Raw genomic sequence first — 23,914 nt, forward strand, 5'->3', positions numbered from 1 at the left:
TCATACAGCGTCGCTGCGTGCGCCGAGCCAGGGGGCGAGGACGTCGGTGCGGCCGAGCCAGCGCAGGCCGCCGTCGGCGAGCTCGTCCGGCGTCGCGAGCACGTCGCGGAACGCGTCGAGGAGGCGCCCGCGCTCATCGCCGCCGTCACCCTCACCGTCCGCGTCCGTCGCCCCGACGATGACGACGCGCGTGTGCGGCTCGACGGGACGACCCTCGGCGGTCGTCGCGTCGTCCCACGTGCCGAGCGTGCCGATGCAGAGCTGACCGCCCGCGCCGTCCCACGCGCACAGCGAGTCCGGACGGTTGGCGACGTGGAACACCCCGCGGGACCGGACCCGCCCGGTGCCGAGGTCCTCGATGCGGCGCAGCAGGCGCTCGGGGTCGAACGGGCGCGCGGACCACAGCTCGACGGTCCAGCTCCGGTCGCCGACCGGCTTCTCGTGCCGGGGGAGCGGGCCCCGCACGCCGAGCGGGTGGGCGCGGCGCTCGCCGGCGGCAGGGTCGTGGGTGTGTCGCGCGAGGTCACCGGCCGCGAGCGCGTGAAGTCCGTCGATGCGCCGGGTGCCGACACCGCGGAGCCGGTCGACGAGGCCGGACCCGGTGGCCGCGGCCTCGAGGTCGCCGGTCGTCACGACGAGGTCGGCGTGCTCGAGCTGGGCGGCGAGCACCTCGCCGACCGCGCGCTGGTCGTCCTCGGTGAGCCCGACGCCGCGCTCGGCGACGAGGTCGTCGTCGAGAAGGTCGTGCTCGAGCGTGTCGACGTCGGCGACGGCGAGCACGGTCGCGAGGCGCAGCCGCTCGAGCTCGTTCCCGGGTGTGGCCTGCGCGGCGAGCGCCCGGACGACGGGCAGCGACTCGGCGGCGACGGGCAGCGCGAGCACGACGTGATCCCACCGGCCGTCGGCGGCGAGCCGCCGCAGCGTGGGGACGGCATCCTCCCGCACCGCGCACGAGAGGCATGCGTGCTCGAGCGGCACGACCTCGTCCTCGATCACGCCGGTCGCGTCGACGACGACCCGGCGCAGCGCGCCCTCGACCGCCCGGATGTCGTGCCGCAGCGCGACGACGCGGGGCCCGCCGACGACGAGCCCGAACACCGCGCTGTCGCGCAGCACGGGGTCGATCGTCGCGAGGACGCTCAGGGCGACGCGGGTGTCCGCGGCACCGTCGGCCGCGGTCTGGGCGGGGTCGCCGTCGGCGTCCGTCGTGGGGTCGGGGGACGGGTCCGGCGAGGGGCGGGACGAGAAGGGCATGAAGCGCTCCGATCCGTGGTCTGGGGCGTGCCCGACAGGCCCAGCGGCCGGCTCGGGAACAACCCGCTCCTGAGAACTGTTCTCGACAGCGGGTCAGCATAGCGTCTTGACGGGAATGATTCTCACTCTCTAGTGTCATCTCCCGTCGCCTCACCCGACCCCGAGAGGAACTGCCATGTCCGCCGTCTGCCAGGTGCTCGGCACCGCTCCCGGGTTCGGCCACGCGATCTCGCACTCCCACGTGCGGACCAAGCGTCGCTTCGACCCGAACATCCAGAAGAAGCGCTACTGGGTGCCGTCGCTGGGTCGCCACGTGACCCTGCGCGTCAGCGCCCGGGGCATCAAGACCATCGACCGCCAGGGGATCGACGCCGTCGTGGCGCGGATCCTCGCCCGAGGGGAGAAGCTCTGATGGCTACCCGCACCGACCTCCGTCCCGTGATCAAGCTCCGGTCCACCGCCGGCACCGGGTTCACCTACGTGACCCGCAAGAACCGCCGCAACGACCCTGACCGCATGATCCTGCGCAAGTTCGACCCCGTCGTCCGCCGCCACGTCGACTTCCGCGAGGAGCGCTGATGGCCAAGCGTTCGAAGATCGCGCGCAACGACCGGCGTGTCGAGGTCGTCGCCCGCTACGCCGAGCGCCGCGCGGAGCTCAAGTGCGTCGTCTCGTCGCCGTCCTCCTCACCCGAGGAGAAGGCGACCGCGGTGCTCGAGCTCCAGGGCCAGCCCCGCGACGCGAGCGCCACGCGCGTGCGCAACCGCGACGTCGTCGACGGCCGCCCGCGCGGCTACCTGAGGAAGTTCGGGCTCTCCCGCGTCCGCCTGCGCCAGCAGGCGCACCGCGGCGAGCTGCCCGGAGTCACGAAGTCGAGCTGGTGAGCGTGGCCGCCCCGCGCGGCAGCTCCCGGCTCAGCAAGGAGACCACCATGAAGAAGGACATTCACCCCGTCTACGGGCCCGTCGTCTACCGCGACAAGTCCGCCGACTTCGCGTTCCTCACCCGCTCGACCCTCGCGGGCGACCACCCGCAGGGCCCGGGCGTCCCGCGCGAGACCGTGACGTGGACGGACGGCAACGTCTACCCCGTCGTCGACGTCGAGATCTCGAGCGCGAGCCACCCGTTCTACACGGGCACGCAGCGCGTCGTGGACACCGCGGGCCGGGTCGAGAAGTTCCGCCAGCGCTACGGCGCCCGCGGCGGGCAGGGCGGTGGTGCGCGATGAAGGTCCGCGCCTCGCTCCGCTCGCTCAAGGACAAGCCCGGAGCGAAGGTCGTGCGCCGCCACGGCAAGACCTTCGTCATCAACAAGGCCAACCCGCGCTGGAAGGCCCGTCAGGGCTGAGCGCCACCGGCGGCAGCGTGCCGCCGCCAGCAGGACCGACACAGGGAGGGCCCGTCCATGGGCCCTCCCTTCGTCGTACTTGATGAGAATGATATTCATTCTGTAGAGTCCGGACCGCGGCGCCCGACCGGGCGGTCGCGTGTCACGCGCCGTCGTCCGGACGGCCTGGAGAGGTAATCCCGTGCCCGTCGTGTCCCGGAGCCGCGTCCCGACCGCCGTCCTCGGCGTCCTCGCCCTCCTTGCCTCCCTCGTCCTTCCCGCAGTGTCGGCTGTCCCGGCCGGGGCTACTGAGCGGGCCTTGCGGGGCACCCGCGCGAACCGTGGCGCGCCGGGTTTGCCGGGTGTAGCTGTGCCGGGCGCATGGGGACGCTGGCATGACACATGTCATACGAAGTCGCTGATGCGATGTACCCGGAGCGCCTCTCGACCGTGGCGAGGATGCTCTCGATGGACATTGTCGAGAACCTCTGGACCGTCGTCGACGGCTTGCCGACCATCGTTCAGTTCCTCGCCCCCTTCGCGCTCGGGCTCGTCCCGTTTCTCGAGGGAGACGTCGGGGCGACCATCGGGGTGCTGGTCGGCATCCCGTGGCCGTTGGCCTTCGTCGCGGGGGCGACAGGGACAGCGGTGGCCACCGTCCTCGCGGTCTCGCTCGGCGGTGCGGTGGACGACCGGCGCGCGAAGACGGATCGAGGGCGAAAGACGATGCGCCGAGTCGAGCGGTGGGGCACCCCGGTCGCGATGCTCATCAGCGGATTCCTGTTCTCTGTCGTCACGGCGGCGCTCGTCATGACCGCCGCCGGCCTCGATCGCCGCGTAGTTGCGATCTGCGGGACCGTCACCGGTGTGTTCAACGCGCTGTTCGCGGCGCTGCTGACCGCTGGCATCATCACGCTCGTCATCTGAGAGGGCAGTGTTGCCATAGACCATGGCATGTTCGTCGGGAGAGAACTGCCCCATGCCCGTGACCGCCCCGCTGTCATGACGCCCCCGGCATGGGTGACACGGTTGAGCTCGGTGCAGGAAGGCACGCGGCGCGGACGGCTCACGCCGACCCCGTGCTGTCAGCGGGGCCGGCGTGAGCCCAGCGGAAACCGTCCGCGTCGTGCTGCGGGATCGTCAGCCGAGGACGGCGAGAGCGTCGATCTCGACGAGCATGACCTCGTGGGGCAGCTCGACGAACACGGTTGTGCGTGCGGGCAGCGCACCGCTGGGCACGTGCTCTTCGACGAACCGCGCGTAGACCTCGTTCATCGCCGGGAAGTCGTCTCGGCTGCGCAGGTACACGCGGAGCATCACGACGTCGTCCATGGAGCCGCCGCCCGCCTCGACCACTGCTCGGACGTTCTCGAGCGTGCGCAACGTCTGGGCGCGTACGTCACCCGCGCCGACGTACTCCCTGGTGGCCGGGTCGACGGCTCCCTGCCCGGAGACCTGCAGGACGTTGCCCTTCCGCACTCCCTGGGAGAACGCGTGCGCCGCCGCAGGAGCCGCGTCGGTGCTGATGGCGGACTTCTCGATCATCGATCCTCGATTCGTGGGTGGTGGTGTGCCGGTCGATGCTGGGCGTCGCCGGTGACCTAGAAGAACAGGTGGACCAGGTCGACCACCTGTGGATCGGCCGCGTCCGCGTCGTCGACCACGGGCACGAGCCGCCACTTGTCGAAGGCGGTGCACGGGTGCGACAGCCCTAGCCGCACGACGGACCCGACGGGCAGCTCGACGGCGCCGTCCACGAAGGCGTGCTGGTCGTTGAGAGTTCGCACCCGGCTGTCCGACACGTCGATCTCGGGGTGCCCGGCGACGCGCTCGGGCACCGGCATGTCGATGTCGAAGGGGACGTCGCGCCGGCCGGCGTCCGTGATGTGCAGCCCGGGTTCGGGACGCGAGAGCACCCGCGTCCACACGTGCATCGCCGCCCGGAAGGTCTCGGGAGAGCCGGGCTGAGCGAAAGGCGAGACGCGGGCGTAGTGGCCGGCGTCGTGGGACAGGTAGGCGCCGGAGCGCAGGACGACGCTCGTGCGGGTGCCCGTGAGCCCGACGGCACCGACGAGGGGGGCGAACGCCTCGGCGACGAGCTCGAAGAAGCCGCTGCCGCCCGCGGTGACGATCGCCCGTCCGTCGTAGAGGCCGCGCTCGTCGAGGGTGCGGTGCAGCGCCACGATCTCGTCAAGATACCGCTGCACCGTGGCGAGGCCGTCCGCGCTGCGGTCGCTCGAGGCGGCGCCTTCGTAGCCCGCCACGCCGGCAAGACGCAGCCCTGGTGCCGCAGCGATCGCCGTCGCGACACGCGTCGCCGCCTCGACCGTCCGTGTCCCCGAGCGCCCGCCGCGCACGCCCAGCTCGACCAGCACGTCGAGGGGGCGGTCGGCGTGGCCCTCGTCGAAGACCCGGGTCATGAGCTCGACCTGCGCGACGTCGTCCGCCCAGCACGAGAACCTCAGCGCCGGGTCGCGGCGCAGCTCGGCCGAGAGCCAGCGCAGTCCGACCGGGTCGGTGAGCTCGTTGGCGAGCAGGATGCGGTCGAACCCGTACCGGCGAGCGACCTGGGCCTGCCACGCGGTCGCGACGGAGATGCCCGACGCTCCTCGCTCGACCTGCATCTGCCAGAGCTGCGGCGACATCGTGGTCTTGCCGTGCGGGGCCAGCTCGAGGCCACGAGCGGCGCACCAGGCGCTCATCTCGTCGAGGTTGTGCTCCAGCGCGCCGCGGTCGAGGGTGAAGATCGGCGTCTGGAACCGGGACAAGCGCGGTCGGGCGGCCAGGAGCTCGCCTGCCGTCAGCCCCCACGCGTCGGGCGGCACGGACTTGTGCTCGGGGCCGAGCACCGTGTCGGCCAGCGCGGTCACGGCGGGCCGGGCAGTCATGCGGCCGCTCCGCTCGGGACGGCGGCCGTGGCGGTGCGCAGGCGGCCGAAGGCCGCGAGCAGGGCCGCGCCGAGCACGGCGACGGCGCCGCCGAGCGCGAAGGTGCCGGTCCACCCGAGCGAGGAGTCGACGAGGTAGCCGGTGAGGACCGGTGCGATGATCGACGCGGTCGTGGCGAACATCTGGACGGCGCCGGAGACCGATCCGTACGCCTGGCCGGGCACGGCCTCACCGATGACCAGCCAGTACTGCGCTCCGGTGAAGTAGAGCAGGAGGATCACGACGGCCATGAGCCCGATCGCGCCCGCCGTCGAGGTGACCGTGCCGACGAAGGCGAACAGGATCGCGGTGGCTGCCAGGCACACGACGATGGTCCAGCGGCGGGCCGGGTAGGAGCGCCCCGTCCGGGCCGCGATGCGGTCGGTGACGACACCGCCGACGATCATGCCGACGCAGCCGCCGATCCACGGCAGCGAGCCGCCGATGGAGAGCGTGGTGAGGTCGATGCCGCGTTCCTGGACGAGGTAGGTGGGGAACCAGTTGAGGAACGTCCACAGGATCCAGGCGTAGCCGAAGTAGGCGACAGCGGTCGACCACACGGCGGGCAGTCGCAGGTAGGTCCACCAGGGGGCGGTCGTCGCGGCGTCCGCTCCGCCCGCCGGTCCCTCGCCGTCGCGGATGTGTGCCACCTCGGCCGCCGAGGCACGAGGGTCGTCCTCAGGCGTGTCGCGCACGGCGACCAGCCAGCCGACCGTGGCCAGGATGCCGAGGGCGCCGAAGATGATGAACGGCAGGCGCCAGTTGTCGTTGGTCGCAGCCATGATCGCCACGACGAGAGGCGTGCCCACGGCGCCACCGAGCGGGGTGGCGGCGTTCGCCACGCCGACCGCCATGCCTCGCTCCTTGGCGGGGAACCAGTTGTGCATGAGCTTCGCGGTCACCGTCGCCTGAGGGCCTTCTCCGGCACCGAACAGCAGACGGATGACGAGGAAGCTCAGGAAGCTGAAACCCACGGCGGTCAGCGCGACGAACGTGGACCAGGCCGCGATGGCCCACGCCATCGTCTTGCGCGGGCCGATCCTGTCGGCGAGCCAGCCGCCGATGAAGCCGAACGGCGAGTACGTGAAGGCGAAGGCGGCGGCGAGCCAGCCGAACGTCGCCGTGCTGAAACCGAACTCCGCCATGATGAACGGCGCGGCGACACCGAAGGCCGCGCGGTCCGCGTAGTTCAGGGCGAGGACGGTGAAGTTGCTGGCGAGGACGCGGAACCGAGCGCGCGTCCGGCGGCCTGTGGCAGTGAGGGTGGATGTCGTCATGTCGATTCCTTGGCCGGGTCCGCCGCGTCAGCGGATGAAGTCGGTGATGACCGCGCAGGCGGTCTGGAGCTCGGCGAGGGGCACGTGCTCGTCGGCCGTGTGGGCCTGGGCGATGCTGCCGGCACCGAAGACGGCGCACGGGATGCCGTCGAGCGCGAGCTTGGAGGCGTCGCTGCCGTGACCGACGCCGACCGGCTCCGTGGGTAGGCCATGACGGCCCAGCACGCCCGCCAGCGCGTCCAGCTCGCTGCTGGTCGCCGCGCCGAGCGCGTAGTCGACGATGTGCGGCTCGGCGACCTCGACGACGCCGGGCCACCGGGCCTCCAGGTCCTGCGCGATCTCGCGCCAGACCTCGTGCGGGTCCTCGCCGGGGACCGTGCGGCGGTCGATCGTGATGGTGCATGACTCCGGGAGCACGTTCGGGGCCGTGCCACCCTCGATGAGGGTCACGGCCAGGGACGGAGGACCGACCAGGGGCTGCTCTCGCGCGGCGAGAGCGTCCTGGTACGACGCGGACTGCAGGTACGCCACGACCTCGCCGGCCAGGGCGATCGAGTTGCGCCGGCCCCACGGTGCCGAACTGTGACCGGCATCCCCGTGCGCGGTGATGCGGCACCGCATGCAGCCCTTGTGCGCGACCACGAGCCGCAACGACGTGGGTTCGCCGACGATCGCGACGACCGGAGGCCGCGGGAGCCGTGCGCGCAGCGCCTGGACGCCGACGTAGAGGTGCTCCTCGTCGACCACACCGGCCAGGACGACGGTGCGCGACGGGCGGCCTCGGGCGGCGACACGCTCCATCGCGGCCATGAAGACCGCCAGCTGGCCCTTGGCGTCGCAGGTCCCCCGACCGTAGGCGCGACCGTCGGTCACGGTCATCTCGAACGGGTCGACCGCCATGCCGTCCACCTCGACCGTGTCGAGATGGCTCTCCAGGAGCACGATCTCCTCGGAGTCGCCGGGCAGCGTCACGGTGACGTTGCAGCGCCCGTCACGCACGGGCGTCAGCTCGGCGACCATCCCGCGCTCCTGCGCCCAGCGGGCCACGTGTTCGGCGAGAGGTGTCTCGGCGGCCTCCGGCCGCTCTCGGGGATTCACCGACGGGACGGCTATCAGCTGCCTCAGGATCTCAGCGGGGTCGGTCATGACTCTCCAGGTTGTCGTCGTCCGAGTGCCCTGCGACATCGACGAGCGTCACGCGCATCGTTGCGGGCTTGTCGGCGTGAGGCACTACAAAGAAATTATGTGCTGTTAACGTAAATTCTGCACTGGTAGCCTGTCAAGCATGAGTCCTCACCGAGCCGGGGCGATGAGCGACGCCGCCACGTCACCGGCGCCGCTTCCCGAGGGGTTCGGGGTGGACGAGCTCGTCGCGGTGCTGCGCCCCGTGATGCGCGCGATGGCCGCCGCGGTGGGCCCGCACTGCGAGGTCGTGCTGCACGACCTGCGCAGCCGACAGATGGACCGGACCATCCTCGCGATCGAGAACGGTGCGGTCACCGGACGCTCGGTGGGCGGCCCGTCCACGAACCTGGGCCTGACCATGCTGCAGTCCGAGCCCGCGGACCACGACGAGTACGGCTACTCCGGCCGTACCGCCGACGGCAGGGACCTGCGGTGCTCCTCGACGTACTTCCGCGACCGTGACGGGACGGTCGTCGCGGCACTGTGCGTCAACATCGACCTCACGCCGTTCCAGGCGATCCAAGGAGCGCTCGACACCGTCATGCCCCCGCGCGAGAGCGTGCCCGCGCACGAGGCGAAGGAGGTCATCGGCGCCGACATCGAGTCCGTCCTCGATGAGATGATCGAGCGCGCGGTGGCGCACGTCGGCGCGCCGGTGCCTCTGCTGGGCAAGCAGCAGCGCATCGAGGTGTTCCGCTATCTCGACGAGCGCGGGGCCTTCCACGTCAAGCGCTCGATCCCGCGCACGGCGAAGCGCCTGGGCATCTCCGTGGTGACGGCCTATGGCTACCTGGACGAGATCCGCAACGGTCGCTGAGCTGCGGTACTGCCGCCGGCGACGGCGCGCCGGACGGCGTCACGGGGGCGCGAGCTCAGGCACTTCCCCAGCTGATGGCGAGCGCTGTCGATCCGCTCTAGGTGGCGCGTGCCAACCCTGCGTCGCGCCGAGCTGCGCACTGGTGTGCGTGTGCGCGCGTGGACGGTGGGTGTCGCCGCCCTCCACGACGGCCCGCGGACGCTCAGGGTGGCAGCACCCTGTGATCTTCGGGCCGCTTCCTGCTGGCGAGTCCGACGACCACGCCCACCTCGCGCACACCCACGAGGCCTCAGCCCTCGACCAGCCCTGACCTGCAGCTCGCCTACCGTGCGGTACTGGTTGCGCCGCAACGTCCCGCGCGGGTGGTCTCGCGCGGTTGTTCGTCGAGACTGGTGGGAAACGGGATGCGGTCGATCAGCACGAGCTGGCACGACGGTCCCGGCACGTCGACGCCTGCCACGGACGTCTTCGTCCGCGGCGAAGATGTTCACGCTCTCCCCGCGTACGGCCAGGAAGTGCAGACTGTGGGCGCTGGGGTTCCCCGCCGTCCACGAGTGGAGCATCGATGCCTGTGCCGCGGAGCAAGCCGGAGTTGTTGAGCGCGATCGGGAGCGAGTACGACGCGCTGGTGCGTGACCTGGAGCGGGTGCCGCCCGACCGCGTGCGGGAGACGTCCATGCCCGCGCATCGAGCAGGGGCCGTGATGAGCCCGGCAGATCTCGTGGCCTACCTGGTGGGGTGGAACGAGCTCGTCGTGTCCTGGCACGCGCAGCGCGCCAGGGGAGAGGAGCCCGAGCTTCCGTCTCCGGGCTACCGGTGGAACCAGCTGGGGTCGTTGGCCGAGAGGTTCTACGCGGACTGCGCCGACGTGCCGTGGCCTGCGCTGCTCGCCAGGCTCGACGTCGCGCGAGCCGAGATCGTCGCCCTCGTGTCCGATGCGAGCGACGAGGAGCTGTACGGGGCGCCGTGGTACGGCAAGCACACCGCTGGCCGGATGATCCAGCTCAACACCTCCTCCGCGTACGCCAACGCCCGACGCCGTCTGCGCGCATGGTTGCGCACGTTCCCCGACGGCCCGACCAGCCCGACGTGACACTCGAGCGGTGCGCGCCTCGAGAAGACATCGCACCCTGCACGCCCACGGGCGCGTGAACCGGACGACGGGAGTGGTGCCACGACGGCGACCACTTCGCCGGGGCCGTGCGCTGCGGCCGGGAGCGACGAGCTCGTCGACCCCCCGCGCGCCGCGCGTCTGCGTCAGTGCGCGTACGTCGATTCCGCCCGTCGTGCGATCGCGGCGGCCATGGCCAGGCGTTGGACGTCCGCCTCGACGTCCAGGGCGAGCGGATCGCATGCCAGGACCCATCCTTCACCGGTCGCGAACATGATCCGGCGGTGCCTTCCCGCGGTGCCAGGGGCGGCGGGCAGTGGTGCTTCGAGCACGGCGTGCAGTGCGTGCATCAGATGCTGGCCGCCACCGGGCTGGCACCAGATGTGCGAGCGGGTGCGATGGACGTCGCGGTAGTGCTCGAAGCCCGAGACGTGCGGGGTCAGGTATGCCCGTAGCTTGAGGTCTCTGAACCCGCTGACGAGATCTCCGCCAGGGAAGTACGCATAGGCGCGCGGCAGTGGCACGGCGACCCGCACTCCACTCACGCTCCGGAAGAACTGCGACACCTGGGTGCCACCGACGAACGGCGCGCGATCGTGCACGAACGCCTCTCGCGTGCCGAAGCGGCCCCGCATCTCGTGAGTGACCTCGACCGTCTCTGGACGCGGAGGGCTCCCGGTCATCACGTCGGGTGGCACTGAGGACTTCTCGGCGAAGGACCATCCGTGTGCCTCGGCCCACGCGCGCCGTCCGCGTTTCAGCCGTGCCCTCAGCATGCCTGGCCCCGCCCGAGGCCCTCGCCGGCTGCTGCGCACGGTGCTCGTCCTGCCGTCACCCGCGTGAATCTACCCGGGAAGCGGGTCGTCAGTGCCCTTCCTCATCGTCGCGGCCCTCACCGGCTTCGCCCTCGTGATGCAGGTCAGCTTCCTCCGTCGTGATCTGGTGGTCACGGCGACCGGGATCCAGGTCGGGCGCAACGCCCCGCTCTCACAAGTCCGATCGCGGGCCCCACCCGTCCCACCCGACGCTCGTGACTCCCGGCATGGTCCGACAGCCTCGTCGACGATATCGCTGCACCGCCTCGGACGGGGATGCCACACCCGTGCGAGGGTGACCGGCATCATCGGGCGCCCTGGTCGCCGCCGCCTTGCCTCCTCGACGTCGCACTCTTCTCGCACGTTCCAACCGGCCGGGCCCACGCCAAGCGCACTCTGCTCCTCGCCACCGCCAGCTCAGTTGCCGATCTTGCCTAGCCCGTCAGAGTTGTCGCTCCCTCCGCCCCTGAAGGTGGTGCCTCGTGGGTCCGGGGTCACCTCAAGGATGGGCGTACGCGCGTCCCAGGCGACGCAGAGCGCCTCTGACACCCGACCCAGGAGGTTCTAGCGAACGACATTGTCCTGATGGAACCTCAGGATCCGCTTCTGCGTTGCCGGGTCGAGACGGCGTCGAGGGCTGGTCGACCCGCCCACGTGCATGGCGATCCAGGACCGCAAGACCGTGGGCTGGACGTCGACGACCCGTGCGAACTCGTCGACGGTCGGCCACGTCGGTTGGGCGGTACGCACTGCCGGGCCTGTTGCTGCCAGGTGTAGGTCCTCGCCCCACGCCATGGCTTCTGCGGGCGTGCTGAATCCCCCGATCCGGCCTCGGACGGGGTGGGGCTTGTCCAAGCACCATTCGCTGCCGCGCGCCACGATGCGATAGATGCCCTCGTGCGCGCGTGCTTCGTACTCGCCGTTCGGTGCTTGCGCCCAGGTCAGTCCCATGGTTCCAGTGTTCTAGGGAACCGCTCTCGCGGCCACGGCGAGCGTCGACTTCACCCGCTCGCCGCGATCGTCTCTCGGCTGCACGCGGGCCACGGTACGGGCTGAGCGGTGAGCGCCCCGCAGGCCCGGTCGCCGCGTCACACGACCGATCCTCGTCGGCGCGCACGACTGGAGCGACGTCATCGCCGAGGTCGCGCCGTCCGACGACACCACCGTGACGTCCGACGGGGCAGGCGGCACGACGCTGGAGGGCGGCTTCACGAGCATCAAGGACGCCGTCGAGGAGGTCCTTGCGCAGGTAAGGCTGAACGCCTCGGGCTCCGCGATCCTCGTCGAGACCGCGCAGTGCGGTGTGGGTGATCTGCCGTGACACGCCGTGCCTCCGCGTCAGGTGGCGATCGGGACCATGTCGCGGAGGAGGCCTTGCGTGCCAACGCGGCGGACCTGCTCGCGTATCTCGTGCGGCGCATGGACGCCCAAGACGCGCCCGATGTCCTGAGCACCGTTTTTCGCTACCGCGTGGCGACGCCGCGTGGACCTGCCGACGGACCCGCAGGGGGCACGGATGTGGCTCTTCGGAGTGGCCCGGCACTCTGCGGCCAATCACCGCAGATCCCAAGCCCGGGCGGACGCCTTGATCGAGCGGCTGTGCGACGTCTTGCGGACAAGCCCTCCCCCGCGCCTGTGGACGAGGAGGTAGACGCTGTGCGCGCCGCCGTCGTGCAGCTCCCGGCACGCCAGCGCGAACTCGTACGCCTCGTGCACTGGGACGGCTTCACGCTCGCGCAGGCTGCCGAGGTCGCAGGGATCCGCGCCTCGACCGCGCGCACCCACTACGCCAGAGCCCGAGTCGCGCTCGAAACACAGCTCCGGCAGACGCATCGGCATCCGCACGCCGTGGCGTGAGAAGCGGGGATCACCACCCCATGATGTGCTCCTTCTCGCACCAGCCAGCGTGGGAGACGAGCACGCGTGTCTTGCGCAAGCCGTCCCGCAAACCGTGTTTCCCCTGGTAGATAGGATGAGCGCGGCCACCTACCGGGCCGTGGCTGGCGCGTGGGTGTGGGATGTTCGCAGCCCGTTCGCTCCGCGCAACGCAGCTTGCGGGCCCGTTCGGTTTCCGTCGGCGGTGCTCGCCCTGGTGCTGGCGCCTTGGACGCCCCAGTGGTGCTGGGGATTGTGTCGGCAATGACCGACCCCGGAGGCTGGCTGGGTGGCGCGGCGACCATCGCCGCCGTTGCGGAGGCGTTCCGCTACGCGACGTCGTGAGAATCGGAGGAACGGTGATCGTTGTCAACCACAGGAATCGCAACCGGAAGCGGACTTCGTCGGTTGCCGCTCTTGTCGCGGGGGCTCTTCTGACCATCACGGGCTGCGGCCCTGGACCGCTGGGTCCCGACTCGTGGCGCGAGCACATCCCCGAGGAAGACCTGCGCGAGGTGGAGCAGCTCGCTGATGCCACTTTGATCGTCTCGAGGTCGCAGGGCGTGCCGGCCGACCTGCAGCTGGAAGCGGCCACCACCTACCTACTGCTCGTGAACCGTGACGGGTACGACGAGGTGGATGCGTCGGAGTGCGTCATCGAAGCCGACCCCGCCATCGAGGTCCAGGACGTAGCGCAGTCAGCGTTCAACTACCCGTACGACTCGACCACGTTCTTCACTTTCGGCGAGTTCACGACAGACGAGGCGATCCTGACGGTGATCGACTGCGACGCCTCGGGGACGACGATCGTCGCCGTTCCTGAGCATGAGACGGTGTAACCGAGGGTTCAGCCCTCCTGCTCATTACGGTTCCACGCAGGGGCCGGTGACCACCGGTGTCGCCCGTACTCCGGGAGCGGCGCTGCTCATCCTCGAGGATCGCTCAGTCGAGGTCGCGTTCCGCCGCGGCGAGCCACACCCAGTCCCTGCAGATCTGGCGTCTCATCCAGGCCCGGGTCCGGGTCTACGTCGTCCGGGGCGCACCGCAGCACGACGACCCGCAGACCGTGGTCGAGCAACACCGCCACCTGCTCGCCGCATGACAGTCCGGTGACCCGAGACCGAGCGGAACGGCGATCGAGGCCCACATCTCCGAATGCCTGAACCCCTGACCAGCCCCGGCTCACGCTCGCGCCGCGTGGACCGTGCCATGCCGGGTAGGCCTCAGGGCGAGGATCCGGTGAAGATGGCGGGCGCGGTCCCGGGGGGTAGCCGAAGGCCGTCCTCATGACGAGGCGGGCGATGCCGCGCACGTGCACACGCGCAAGGAGGTGGAGGGTGGACGCAATCAGAGTCCGTCGGTTCGCGATCGAGGACTGGGACTGGCTCTCACGCTGGTATGAGGATCCGGTGCTGAACGAGCAGCTGGGCCCGCTCGACCAGGAGTGGCTCGAGCACGTGCTCGTGGAGACAGACGGGGTCGAACTCGTCGTGACGATCGAGCGAGAGCCGGTGGCCGTCGTCGGCTGCGCATGGGCGACCGAAGAGCGCGATGCGGCACACGTCGTCACGGCGCTGGCCGTCGACCCGGATCGGCGCCGCCAGGGGCTCGGGAGGACGGCGCTCGATGCCGCGCTCCGCTGGGACGGTCACCCTCCGACACTCGAATGGCGTGCTTTCGTCGACGTCGAGAACCCGGCGGCGGTCGAGTTCTTCCACGCATCCGGGTGGATCCAGAAGAGGGTCGGCGACAGCGCGAGACAAGACGATATGCACGAGTTCATCCGTCAAGCGCATGCGGGCAAAAGGTACTAGGCAGGCCACCGTGCGGCTCGAGGCAGCCGCGCACCGCTGGTCCGGCGTCGACTGAGCGGGAGGTGCCTGCGAGGTTGACGTCGAGCGCACCACCCGTGGCGCCCCCCGTGGGCCCTCACCTGTCCACACCCGCCAGCCCGCTCGTCGACGCGATCGTCGGCGACGCTCGATCCGCCCGCCCGCCCGCCCGCCCGCGGGCGCGGCGCACTCTGCCTTGTCGGCCAGAGCGGCCCGCGTCACCTGCCCTCAGCGACCAGAGTGCCGACGAGCGCCCGAGCGGCTCGCCGGGACCACGGTGGCGGTCACTGCGCCGGTCGGACGGTAAGGCGTCGAGCGGCTTGACGTCCGGCAGCGCGCCGAGTGCAGGCGGCGCGAGAGGCCGGCGAGACATGAGAGGCCAGAGCGTGGTCGCTCGCCGGACGGCGAGGAACCGGCGGGTGAGCAGGAGAGCCAGGAGGGCGGAGCACCCCGTGCCACAAGAGCGATGTCTGCGGCCGCGCAGCGGCCGCCGCTACGGCCTGACAGGAGCCTCATTCGAAGCGATCGTTGGTGACGACCATCCCGTGCGAGGTTCTGAGCAGGTAGCTCGGCGAGCCTGAGCCTCGAACCGCGCATGGGCCGCCACGACCCGACGGGAGAACGGTTCATCGATCTGGCCGTAGACCCGCCCGGAAGACGGCGGTGATGGTGCCGCGGTCTTCCGGGGCGCCGAGCCGGACGGTGTGCTCGAACCCGCACGCGAGGTGCATGAGCTGGTCGAGGGTGAGTTCTGTTCGGACGGCCCCGGCCCGCTGGGCGCGGTCCAGCAGCGTGGCGGCGCTTCGCGTCAGCTCGGCCCTGGCGTCGCGAACCACGGAGGACGACCCGTCCGCAGCCAGGAGCACCTGCTGCAGCCCTTCGTCGGCGAGCAGCAGGTCGAGCATGGCGGCCAGGAAACCATGGAACGCCGCTCCGGCGTCGTCGAGGGCCAGGGCGGCGCGCGCAGCGTCGAGCGCCCGTTCAACGGTGGCAGCGGTGAGCTCCTCGACGAGGGCGTCGACGGTGGGGAAGTGCCGGTAGACGGTCCCGACCCCGACGCCGGCGGCGCGAGCGACGTCATTGAGTCGCAGGGCCGCGCGGTCTTGGGCGGCGGCCGCGGCGAGGATGCGCTCGCGGCTGCGAGCGGCATCGGCGCGCAGTGGTGTCATGGCCACCACCGTAGCCGAAGTGGATAGGTCATCCGGTATGGTGACGGCTAATCGGATGGACAATCCACTTTGAGACGAGGGCCTGATGACCGAGATCACCACGACGCGCAGCGCGACCGACGACTCCGCCTGGGACCCGGCGCGGCTGCCCCGCCAGGACGGACGCACCGTCGTCGTCACCGGCGCGACGTCAGGCATCGGGTACTTCGCGGCGGAGCAGCTGGCGGCAGCGGGCGCCGACGTCGTGCTCGCCTCCCGCTCCGCCGCCCGGCTCGCGGCGGCGCGCGAGGCGATCCTCGCCCGCACCCCGGACGCGCACGTGCGGACCGTCGTGCTGGAGCTCGGCTCCCTGCACGCGGTGGACGACGCGGCGGCGGAGCTCGCGGCACTGCCGCGACTCGACGCGGTGTTCCTCAACGGCGGTGCGATGTCGATGAGTGCCCGCGACCGGACCTCGGACGGCCTCCCGCTGCTGCTCGGCACCCACGTGGTCGGGCACTTCCGGTTGCTCGCCGGGATCCTGCCCGCGCTCACGGCCACCGCCGTCGCCCACGAGAACGAGAGCCGCGTCGTGCACGCCTCCACCGGGTTCGTCGCACGGTTCCGGCCCCGGTTCGACGACGCCACCCGGGTCCCGCGGCTCGGCATCGTCGCGTACGCGAAGGCCAAGGCCGTCACGGAGGTCATCGCGTTCGAGCTCGATCGGCGACTGCGCACCGCCAGCCACCCGGTGGCCTCGATCGTCACGCACCCCGGCGTCGGCGTGGACGCCAAGACACCCCACCGCCCGGGCATCCGCGACGACACCACGCCGTACCAGCGCAACCCCTACACCCCGTGGGCGCAGGGCAAGGACGCCGCGGCGGGGCCGGGGGTGCGTGCGCTGACCGATCCGGGGGTCCGTGGTGGGGAGTACGTCGCACCTCGAGAGGGGATGCGGGGCGTGCCGGTGCGGGTACCCACGCCGGCACGTACTGCTGCTCCGGGCGCAGAGGTGGCGCGGCGCGTCTGGACACAGGTCGAGGCCCTCGCGGGCGTGAACCTCCCTGTGTGAGGTCACCACACAGCAGGCGCAACGACCCGCACGAGCGATCCACTGATGGCGGGTGCTGCGGACTCCAGCGGCGCAGTAGAGCGGATCATCCGCGCACCGGGGTCCGCGGTCCTCGAACCTGCGCGCCGCCAGCCTTTCAGGCCACCGGGACGGACGCGGCGCTCGGGGTGAACGTCGTGCGCTCCCGTTCGAGCTTCGCGCCTTCGACGTCGACGTCAGGAAGGATGCGATGCAGCCAGCTCGGGAGCCACCATGCGTGCTTCCCGAGGACGTGCATCACTGCGGGGATCAGCAGCATCCGCACGATGAACGCGTCGACCAGCACGCCGAACGCCAGACCGAACCCGATGGTCTGGATCATGACCGAGTGGGTGAAGACGAAGCCGCCGAACACCGAGATCATGATGATCGCGGCGGCAGTGACCACGGTTCTCCCGTGGTGCATGCCGTGCTGGACGGCGAGGCGAGCCGGCACACCGTGGGCGTAGGCCTCGCGCATCCCCGACACCAGGAAGAGCTGGTAGTCCATGGCCAGGCCGAACAGGATCCCGACGAGCAGGATCGGCATGAAGCTCAGGACCGGGCCGGGGTTGTGGATGCCGAGCACGTCGCTGAACCATCCCCATTGGAAGATCGCCGTCACGCCCCCGAACGCCGCTAGCACGGACAGGAGGAACCCGATCGTCGCCGTGACCGGGACGAGGATCGAGCGGAAGACGATGACGAGGATCAGGAGGGACAGGCCGATCACGACCGCCAGGTAGAGCGGGAGCACGTCGGCCAGCTTCTGGCTGATGTCGATGTTGGCACTGGCCGTCCCCGCCACACCGAAGGCCACGTCCGAGAGGGAGCCCGACCCGTCCCGCAGGTCGTTCACGAGGGCTTCGGTCTCGAGAGCGTTGGCCCCACCGGTGGGGATGACCTGGAATGCCAGCATCTGCGTGTCTTCCGAGACCCCTGCTGGGGCGACGCCGCTGACGTCGTCGAACTCGGCGATCGCCTGACCCACGCGGACCTGCGTGCCGACGAGATCTGTCTCGTCTACCGGAGCACCGAGGTCGGCCACCACGAGCAGCGGGCTGGTGGCTCCTGCGCCGAACTGCTCCTGCACGAGCTCGTACGCCCGGTAGGCGTCCGAGTCGACGGGTTCCGAGCCGCCGTCCGGCAATCCGAGACGCATGTCCAGCGCGGGGATCGCCATGACCAGCATCGCACCCAGTCCCGCGGTCAGCGTGATGACCGCTCGGCGAGTGCTCATCGGGGTCGACGGCAGCGCCTTTCGCTTCATCGCCCGGAGGCCTCGCCGTTCCTTAGCCGGTGTGATCCTGTTCCCGAGCAGGCCGAGGAGGGCTGGTGTGAGGGTCACGGCCACTGCCATCGCGATCAGGACACAGACCGCGGCGACCGTGCCCATGAGGCCGAGGAAGGCCACCCCGGTGACGTTCAGGGCGAGCAGGGCGATGACGACCGTGAGGCCGGCGAACACCACGGCGTTGCCGGACGTTCCGTTCGCGCGAGCGATCGACTCCTGGAGTGCCGTCCCGTCACGCAGCTGGTTGCGGTGCCGGTTCAGGATGAACAGCGAGTAGTCGATCCCGACGGCGAGACCGAGCATCAGGCCCAGAACGGGGATCACCGTGTTCATCTCGATGACACCCGACAAGGCGAGCGAACCCGCGAGTCCCGTGCCGATGCCCACGAGGGCGTTGACCAACGGCAGACCGGCGCCGACGAACGTGCCGAGCATGACGAACAACGTGACGGCGGCGACGAGGAGGCCCACGGCCTCGCCCGGGCCGAAGAGGGACATCTGCGGCGGTTCTGCCGCGCTGCCGGCGCGCTCGACCAGCACGCCGTCGATGGCATGGTCCTCGATCACGGTGGCGAGCGCGTCCAGGACCCGGTCGTCGACCGGGTCTTCGTCGAACTGGATCGTCCCGATCGCCGCCTCGCGGCTGTCCGACACCGGTGTGATGTCGTCGGCCAGGTCGAGCAGGGCGATCCCCTGAGCGAGGGTGGTCTCTTGCGCGTCGAGCTCGGCGCGAGCTTCGTCGAGCGCTGCCTGCTGCGCGGCGACGTCGGCAGCGACGGCTGGGTCCTGACCCGCTCCCTCGGCCTGCGTACGCGCGGTGTCGAGCTGTGCCTGGCTCGCGTCCAGCTGGTCGCGCGCGTTCGCCAGCTCGACCTCGCCGTCCGCGAGCCGTTGACGCTGCTGCTGCGCGGTGCTCGCGGCGTCGAACGGGTCGACGACGGCCGTGACGCCGTCGATGGTGTCCACGTCGTCCATGAGGTCGGCGATCGCGGCCTCGTCCTCCTGGTCGAGGGCGGATCCGTCGCTCGAGGCGAACACGAGCTGACCGGAGGCGCCACCGGCGCCCGCGAACCGCTCCTGGAGCTCGTCGGTCACCTGGGCGGTCGGGGTGCCGGAGATCTCGAAGGACCCCACGAGAGTGCCACCGAACGCCAGGTAGGCGCCGACCGCGAGCACCAGCGCGGCGACCCAGGAGCCGATGACGAGGCGAGCGCGTCTGGCCGCCATCAGCCCGAGTCGGTACAAGAACGTTGCCATGCGAAGAACCTCTTGGGTTGGGAAAGGCGGATCGGCCCGACGTCGAGCGCGTGCGGCTCGGTGCTCAGGTGAGCGTGGCTCGGGCCTGTGGTCGGATGGCGCGGCCCTCCGCCGCGCCACCCGCAGGACGAGTCTGTCGGCGCACCGGTGCAGGACGCGTCGTCCCGTGGTACGCACGTGCTACCGCAACCGCAGTAGACCGAAGCCGCACGTCGATCGCTGCTACGCCATCCCCGCCCTGTGGGCGAGCACGACCACCTGGGCCCGGTCCCTTGCACCGAGCTTCGTCATCGCGCGGTTCAGATGCGTCTTGACGGTGAAGGGCGAGATGAACAGCTGCGCGGCGATCTGCCCGTTGTCTGCGCCCTGGGCGGCGGCCGCGACCACGTCGCGCTCCCTCGAGGTCAGCGTGGAAACCCGTCGCGCGAGGTCTTCGTCCTGCGTGTCACGGGCCTTTCGACGAGAGACGTCCTCGACCACGACGCTCAGCGCGTGCGCGGACAGTGCCGCTCGTCCACGGGCGACGTCGAGAACGGCTTCGATCAGCTCGTCGGGCCCCGCGCTCTTGCCCAGGAAGCCCGAGGCGCCGGCACGAAGCGCGGCGACGGTCTCGGCGTCGCCGTCGAAGGTGGTCAGCACCAGAACGCGGGTGTCCCTCAGTCGCGGGTCGCTCCGCAACCGGCGGGTGGCCTCGACGCCGTGGACACCCGGCATCCGCAAGTCCATCAGCACGATGTCCGGGCGCAGGTCGACGGCCTGGCGGATCGCATCGGCACCGTCGGCGGCCTCGCCGACGACCACGATCGCTTCCGAGCTGTCCAGGATGGCGCGCAGGCCCGTGCGCATCATGACCTGGTCATCCACCAGCAGGACGCGCGTCACCACGTCGCATCCAGGGAGGTGTCGCCGGCCTGCCGCACCGGGTGACGCGTCTGGGGCAGCCACGCGTGCACGAAGAACACGCCCGCGTCGCCACCGACCTCGAGCCGTCCACCTGCCTGCTCGACGCGCTCGCGCATGCCGACCAGGCCATAGCCCCCGACCGAGCGACCCTGCACGACCGCCACCCGGTTCACCACGTCGACGACGACCGCGTCGCCGTCGTCCCGGATGGTCACCGTCACGTCTCCGTCTCCGTGGCGGTGAGCGTTCGTCAGCGCCTCCTGCACGACACGGTAGAGCGCCGCGCCCACCGCGGGGTCCAACCCGGCAAGTTCGACGTCCACGTCCGCGCGAACCGCGTCACCTCGCGTTCTGGCCTCGGCGAGCAGCGCCGGGACGCCGGACGCCGAGACACGTCCCGTCACGTCGTCATCTTCCGCCCTCTGGGTCGACCGGAGCACAGCGACGATGTCGCGCAGCTCCAGCAGTACCGTTCGGCTGGCACTACGCGCCTGGCGCAACGAGTCCTCGGCTCGTGCTGGGTCGGTGCGAAGATGCCGCTCCGCGGCGCCGGCGTGCATGTTGATCGCGGCGATCGAGTGCGCGACCGCGTCGTGCAGGTCTCGCGCGATGCGCAGACGTTCGTCCGTGACGTGACGGGCCGTCTCGCTCACCCGGGCAGCCCGGATGGCGACCGCCTCGTGCTCGAGAGCAAGGACGTAGTCACGGTTCGCACGCACCGCGGAGCCGAGACCGAGCGCCAGAGCCGTCCAGGTGGTGACCGTCAGGAACGACACGACGAGCGTGGACCCGCCGCCGGACTCAGCGATCGTCAGTGCCAGCACGACGAGGACGCCTGCTGCCAGCCCCAGGACCGAGCGAGCTCGGACATGCATCGCCGCGCTGAAGAGTGCGGCGCACGTGAGGACGGCGTACACCGTCGGGTCGGCGCCGAAGCTCGCTGCGAGGACCGACAGGGCGCACACGACACCGGTGGCAACGTGGAGGTGACGGCGTCGCAACGCCAGCACCACCGCGACCGCCGCCAGGATCACGGCCTCAGCCACGTCCCCGTCCTGAATCACGAGCCACCCGCGGACGACCACCGCAATCACCAGGGCGACGTCCAGAAGACCGTCCCAGCGGTCCTCGCCGCCTGGCCACCGTCGCGCGACGTACTGGTGCCAACGGCGGCTGCCCTGGCGTCCTGGTGGGGAGGCAAGATCGACGGGCTCCATCAGCCCCCTTTCGTCGTGGTCGAGCCGAGCACCGCGAGGTCGTGGAGGAGCCGGCTCCGCCTAGCATCCACGTCCTCGCCGAGGTAGTCACCCTCGCCGTCGGCTCCGAGGTTCGGATCAGCTCATCGGCGTAGCCATCTACTGCAGTCGCGGTATCCACGACTCTCGCGTCACGAGTCGGGCCCCGGTGTCGTGGAGGATCGTCGTCCGCGGTCGCCCGACCCCGGTGGCGCGTGAGCCCTGGTGCGGCGATCCCGGGTCAGAGCGGTGGCGCCGTCGTCGTCGCGCGCGGCACCGATCGACGCACTGCGCTCTGCGGGCAGCTGCCGCGTACCGTCTCGTGGGCCCTGGGCTCGCGCGTCTTCCGCTGGTGCACGCGGTGCGGCGATGCCGAGTGGGTGTGGCGCGAGGCCGTCGCGGGTGGGCTGCGCGTTGCGTCCCCAGCGCGGCTTCGTCGATCTCGGGGTCCGCTCCTGACTGAGCGGCGTCTGCGCCGCGTATGAAAACGACGTCGATAATGAGAATGATTCCAAGTTCTGATAGCGTGCGAGGACAAGCCGTCCACCGGCTTCGTCCCCGCACGGAAAGGAGTGGTCGTCGCCTGTCAGCGTGCGACGACCGACCACGCATGACCCCCTCTGCACGCACCCGGACCCGGAGCCTCGCGGCTCTCGGTCTCGTCCTGCCGCTCACGTTCCTCGCCGCCTGCTCGACGGGAGGCACGCAGACGGACCCCGGCGCCGACCAGTCCACGACCGAGGAGGTGGCCAGCAAGCCCAGCGAGGCTGCGACCGTCACGCCGCGCATCGCTGTCACGTACGACGGCGGCATCCAGGTCCTCGACGCGACGACCCTGGAGGTCGTCGACGACATCGAGCTCGACGGGTTCAACCGCCTGAACGGCGCCGGTGACGGGCGTCATCTGCTCGTCTCGACCACCGGCGGCTTCCAGGTGCTGGACGCAGGCACCTGGGCCGAGCCGCACGGCGACCACTCGCACTACTACACCGCCGACCCCGAGCTCACCGACACGGTGTTCGCGGCCGACAAGCCGGGCCACGTCGTCGTCCACGACGGCCGCACCGCGCTCTTCGACGACGGCACGGGCCAGGTGACCGTCTTCGACTCCGGCGAGGTCGCGGACGAGGCTCGCGAGACGCGCGAGCACACGACCCCCGAGGCGCACCACGGCGTCGCGATCGAGCTGCACGACGGCACGCTCGTCGTCTCCGAGGGTACCGAGGACGCCCGCACGGGAATCCGCGTGCTCGACGCCGACGACCAGGAGATCGCGGCCTCCGACGAGTGCCCCGGCGTGCACGGCGAGGCCGTCGCGGCCGACGACGCGGTGCTCATCGGCTGTGAGGACGGCGTCCTGGTCTACAAGGACGGCGCGATCACCAAGGTCGCGAGCCCCGACGCCTACGGCCGCATCGGCAACCAGGCCGGTACCGAGGCCTCCAGCGTCGTGCTCGGTGACTACAAGTCGGACCCCGACGCCGAGCTCGAGCGCCCGACGCGCGTCTCCCTCACCGACACCGCGACCGGCGAGCTGACGCTCGTCGACCTCCCGTCGAGCTACACCTTCCGATCGCTCGCGCGCGGCGACGGCGGTGAGGCCCTGGTGCTCGGCACGGACGGTCAGATCCACGTCATCGACCCGGAGACCAAGCAGCTCGTCCGCTCGATCCCGGTGCTCGACGCGTGGGAGGAGCCCGAGGAGTGGCAGGCGCCGCGCCCCGCGATCTTCGTGCTCGACGGTTCCGCCTACGTGACGGATCCGGCGAACAAGGCGATCCACGCGGTCGACATCGAGACCGGCGAGGTGTGGAACAGCGTCGACCTCGACGTCGAGCCGAACGAGATCAACGGCGTCTCCGGCGCGGCCGAGGCGGGCGCCTCCGAGCACGAGCACGAGCACGGCGAGGAGGACGGCGAGCACGTGGAGGAGGGTCACGACCACGAGCACGCCGACGAGGAGACGTCCTCGCAGGGCTGACGCGACCGACCGGCTCGCACGGTGCCGACGCGCCGCGGTTCGCCCTCCCAGGGGCGAACCGCGGCATCGGCGCGTCTCGGGATCCCGTGAGATCCTCGGATGTCGGTCGAGCGGGAGGCGGGAGCCGTGCAGAGGATGACGCGCCAGCGGGCAGCGCTGCTCGAGGCGATCGAGGGGCAGGGGGGCTTCCGCAGCGCGCAGGCGATCCACCACGACCTGCGGGCCCGGGGTGACGCCGTAGGGCTCGCGACGGTGTACCGCGGCCTCCAGGCGCTCACGGACGCGGGGGTGGTCGACAGCCTGCGCACCGCCGAGGGCGAGAGCCTCTACCGGCGCTGCGCCCGTGCCGAGCACCACCACCACCTCGTGTGCCGCTCGTGCGGCCGCGCGGAGGAGATCGACGGGCCGAGCGTCGAGTCGTGGGCGCGCAGCGTCGGCGGGGCGCACGGGTTCGTGGACATCGAGCACGTCGTGGAGCTCTTCGGCACGTGCGCGGAGTGCCGCGCGCGGGGCTGACGCGCCTCGGCGTCGGGGTGGGCGAGGGCGACGCGCCGACGTCCTAGGCTTGAGAAGTCGCGCGAAAC

At 70.9% G+C, this 23,914-nt stretch carries 26 protein-coding genes; 15 read left to right on the forward strand and 11 right to left on the reverse strand.

The window, feature by feature from the left end:
• A complete protein-coding gene (locus JN535_RS01810) occupies positions 1-1,254 on the reverse strand; it encodes a CobW family GTP-binding protein (RefSeq protein ID WP_205201394.1) in 1,254 nt (417 codons plus the stop codon).
• A 175-nt stretch (positions 1,255-1,429) separates the two neighbouring features.
• Here JN535_RS01810 and rpmB point away from each other — a divergent pair, with 175 nt between their 5' ends.
• The 6 genes from rpmB (at position 1,430) to JN535_RS01840 (ending at position 3,507) form a co-directional block, all read left to right on the forward strand.
• The gene (gene rpmB, locus JN535_RS01815; protein WP_021483267.1) at positions 1,430-1,666 is read left to right on the forward strand and encodes a 50S ribosomal protein L28; all 237 of its coding nucleotides are present in this window, start codon (positions 1,430-1,432) and stop codon (positions 1,664-1,666) included.
• Complete coding sequence (rpmG, locus tag JN535_RS01820; RefSeq protein WP_205201396.1) at positions 1,666-1,833, forward strand: 50S ribosomal protein L33; 168 nt, start codon at positions 1,666-1,668, stop codon at positions 1,831-1,833. Before rpmB ends, rpmG begins: the two co-directional genes overlap by 1 nt.
• Positions 1,833-2,138, forward strand: a complete 306-nt coding sequence (rpsN, locus tag JN535_RS01825; RefSeq protein ID WP_205201398.1) for a 30S ribosomal protein S14 — start codon at positions 1,833-1,835, stop codon at positions 2,136-2,138. Before rpmG ends, rpsN begins: the two co-directional genes overlap by 1 nt.
• Before the next feature lie 47 nt (positions 2,139-2,185).
• Positions 2,186-2,482, forward strand: a complete 297-nt coding sequence (locus JN535_RS01830; RefSeq protein WP_205201400.1) for a type B 50S ribosomal protein L31 — start codon at positions 2,186-2,188, stop codon at positions 2,480-2,482.
• Complete coding sequence (gene ykgO / locus JN535_RS01835) at positions 2,479-2,601, forward strand: type B 50S ribosomal protein L36 (RefSeq protein ID WP_047231790.1); 123 nt, start codon at positions 2,479-2,481, stop codon at positions 2,599-2,601. Before JN535_RS01830 ends, ykgO begins: the two co-directional genes overlap by 4 nt.
• Before the next feature lie 438 nt (positions 2,602-3,039).
• Complete coding sequence (locus JN535_RS01840) at positions 3,040-3,507, forward strand: hypothetical protein (protein ID WP_205201402.1); 468 nt, start codon at positions 3,040-3,042, stop codon at positions 3,505-3,507.
• 213 nt (positions 3,508-3,720) lie between these two features.
• Here JN535_RS01840 and JN535_RS01845 read toward each other — a convergent pair whose 3' ends face one another.
• From JN535_RS01845 to JN535_RS01860, 4 genes are read right to left on the reverse strand one after another with little or no spacing between them, the layout of a single operon-like run.
• Entirely contained in the window at positions 3,721-4,125 is a 405-nt protein-coding gene (locus tag JN535_RS01845) for a RidA family protein (protein WP_205201403.1), read from the reverse strand.
• Positions 4,126-4,181: 56 nt separating this feature from the next.
• On the reverse strand, positions 4,182-5,468 hold the full coding sequence (locus JN535_RS01850; RefSeq protein WP_205201405.1) for an alanine racemase: 1,287 nt from the start codon (positions 5,466-5,468) through the stop codon (positions 4,182-4,184).
• Positions 5,465-6,784, reverse strand: coding sequence for an MFS transporter (locus JN535_RS01855; protein ID WP_205201407.1), 1,320 nt, complete (start codon positions 6,782-6,784; stop codon positions 5,465-5,467). The genes JN535_RS01850 and JN535_RS01855 overlap by 4 nt, the downstream gene beginning before the upstream one ends.
• Positions 6,785-6,811: 27 nt before the next feature.
• Positions 6,812-7,804, reverse strand: a complete 993-nt coding sequence (locus JN535_RS01860; RefSeq protein WP_205201409.1) for a M20/M25/M40 family metallo-hydrolase — start codon at positions 7,802-7,804, stop codon at positions 6,812-6,814.
• A gap of 265 nt (positions 7,805-8,069) precedes the next feature.
• On the opposite strand from JN535_RS01860, the gene JN535_RS01865 reads away from it, so the two are divergent.
• Positions 8,070-8,786, forward strand: a complete 717-nt coding sequence (locus JN535_RS01865; RefSeq protein ID WP_205201411.1) for a helix-turn-helix transcriptional regulator — start codon at positions 8,070-8,072, stop codon at positions 8,784-8,786.
• A 565-nt stretch (positions 8,787-9,351) separates the two neighbouring features.
• Entirely contained in the window at positions 9,352-9,879 is a 528-nt protein-coding gene (locus tag JN535_RS01870) for a ClbS/DfsB family four-helix bundle protein (protein WP_205201413.1), read from the forward strand.
• A gap of 164 nt (positions 9,880-10,043) precedes the next feature.
• Here the strand turns inward: JN535_RS01870 and JN535_RS01875 are convergent, their stop codons facing one another.
• Both JN535_RS01875 and JN535_RS01880 read right to left on the reverse strand, forming a co-directional pair.
• On the reverse strand, positions 10,044-10,595 hold the full coding sequence (locus tag JN535_RS01875) for a hypothetical protein (protein WP_205201415.1): 552 nt from the start codon (positions 10,593-10,595) through the stop codon (positions 10,044-10,046).
• Positions 10,596-11,276: 681 nt separating this feature from the next.
• Positions 11,277-11,663 carry a hypothetical protein gene (locus JN535_RS01880; protein ID WP_205201417.1) on the reverse strand — a complete coding sequence of 129 codons (387 nt, stop codon included), beginning with the start codon at positions 11,661-11,663 and terminating at the stop codon, positions 11,277-11,279.
• Between the two features lie 214 nt (positions 11,664-11,877).
• Here JN535_RS01880 and JN535_RS01885 point away from each other — a divergent pair, with 214 nt between their 5' ends.
• The 4 genes from JN535_RS01885 (at position 11,878) to JN535_RS01900 (ending at position 14,401) form a co-directional block, all read left to right on the forward strand.
• Complete coding sequence (locus tag JN535_RS01885) at positions 11,878-12,033, forward strand: hypothetical protein (RefSeq protein WP_205201419.1); 156 nt, start codon at positions 11,878-11,880, stop codon at positions 12,031-12,033.
• Positions 12,034-12,368: 335 nt separating this feature from the next.
• Complete coding sequence (locus tag JN535_RS21400) at positions 12,369-12,569, forward strand: RNA polymerase sigma factor (protein WP_205201421.1); 201 nt, start codon at positions 12,369-12,371, stop codon at positions 12,567-12,569.
• Between the two features lie 377 nt (positions 12,570-12,946).
• The gene (locus JN535_RS01895; RefSeq protein WP_205201423.1) at positions 12,947-13,426 is read left to right on the forward strand and encodes a hypothetical protein; all 480 of its coding nucleotides are present in this window, start codon (positions 12,947-12,949) and stop codon (positions 13,424-13,426) included.
• Between the two features lie 498 nt (positions 13,427-13,924).
• Positions 13,925-14,401: a GNAT family N-acetyltransferase gene (locus JN535_RS01900; RefSeq protein WP_205201425.1), complete on the forward strand. Its 477-nt coding sequence runs from the start codon at positions 13,925-13,927 to the stop codon at positions 14,399-14,401.
• A 644-nt stretch (positions 14,402-15,045) separates the two neighbouring features.
• Here JN535_RS01900 and JN535_RS01905 read toward each other — a convergent pair.
• Positions 15,046-15,588, reverse strand: coding sequence for a TetR/AcrR family transcriptional regulator (locus tag JN535_RS01905; RefSeq protein WP_205202947.1), 543 nt, complete (start codon positions 15,586-15,588; stop codon positions 15,046-15,048).
• Positions 15,589-15,673: 85 nt separating this feature from the next.
• On the opposite strand from JN535_RS01905, the gene JN535_RS01910 reads away from it, so the two are divergent.
• Positions 15,674-16,642, forward strand: a complete 969-nt coding sequence (locus JN535_RS01910; protein WP_205201427.1) for an SDR family NAD(P)-dependent oxidoreductase — start codon at positions 15,674-15,676, stop codon at positions 16,640-16,642.
• A gap of 136 nt (positions 16,643-16,778) precedes the next feature.
• Here JN535_RS01910 and JN535_RS01915 read toward each other — a convergent pair whose 3' ends face one another.
• From JN535_RS01915 to JN535_RS01925, 3 genes are all read right to left on the reverse strand, one after another.
• Positions 16,779-19,211 carry an MMPL family transporter gene (locus JN535_RS01915; RefSeq protein ID WP_205201429.1) on the reverse strand — a complete coding sequence of 811 codons (2,433 nt, stop codon included), beginning with the start codon at positions 19,209-19,211 and terminating at the stop codon, positions 16,779-16,781.
• Between the two features lie 222 nt (positions 19,212-19,433).
• Positions 19,434-20,096 (reverse strand): response regulator transcription factor, encoded by a 663-nt coding sequence (locus JN535_RS01920; RefSeq protein ID WP_307868079.1) that lies wholly within the window; start codon positions 20,094-20,096, stop codon positions 19,434-19,436.
• Entirely contained in the window at positions 20,090-21,331 is a 1,242-nt protein-coding gene (locus JN535_RS01925; RefSeq protein WP_205201431.1) for a sensor histidine kinase, read from the reverse strand. Before JN535_RS01925 ends, JN535_RS01920 begins: the two co-directional genes overlap by 7 nt.
• 628 nt (positions 21,332-21,959) lie before the next feature.
• On the opposite strand from JN535_RS01925, the gene aztD reads away from it, so the two are divergent.
• Positions 21,960-23,330 carry a zinc metallochaperone AztD gene (gene aztD / locus JN535_RS01930; protein ID WP_205201433.1) on the forward strand — a complete coding sequence of 457 codons (1,371 nt, stop codon included), beginning with the start codon at positions 21,960-21,962 and terminating at the stop codon, positions 23,328-23,330.
• A gap of 135 nt (positions 23,331-23,465) precedes the next feature.
• Positions 23,466-23,846 carry a Fur family transcriptional regulator gene (locus JN535_RS01935; protein WP_275892148.1) on the forward strand — a complete coding sequence of 127 codons (381 nt, stop codon included), beginning with the start codon at positions 23,466-23,468 and terminating at the stop codon, positions 23,844-23,846.
• The last annotated feature ends 68 nt before the right edge of the window (positions 23,847-23,914 follow it).

It is taken from the genome of Cellulosimicrobium cellulans, assembly GCF_016921195.1.
Classification (GTDB): Bacteria; Actinomycetota; Actinomycetes; order Actinomycetales; family Cellulomonadaceae; genus Cellulosimicrobium; species Cellulosimicrobium cellulans_F.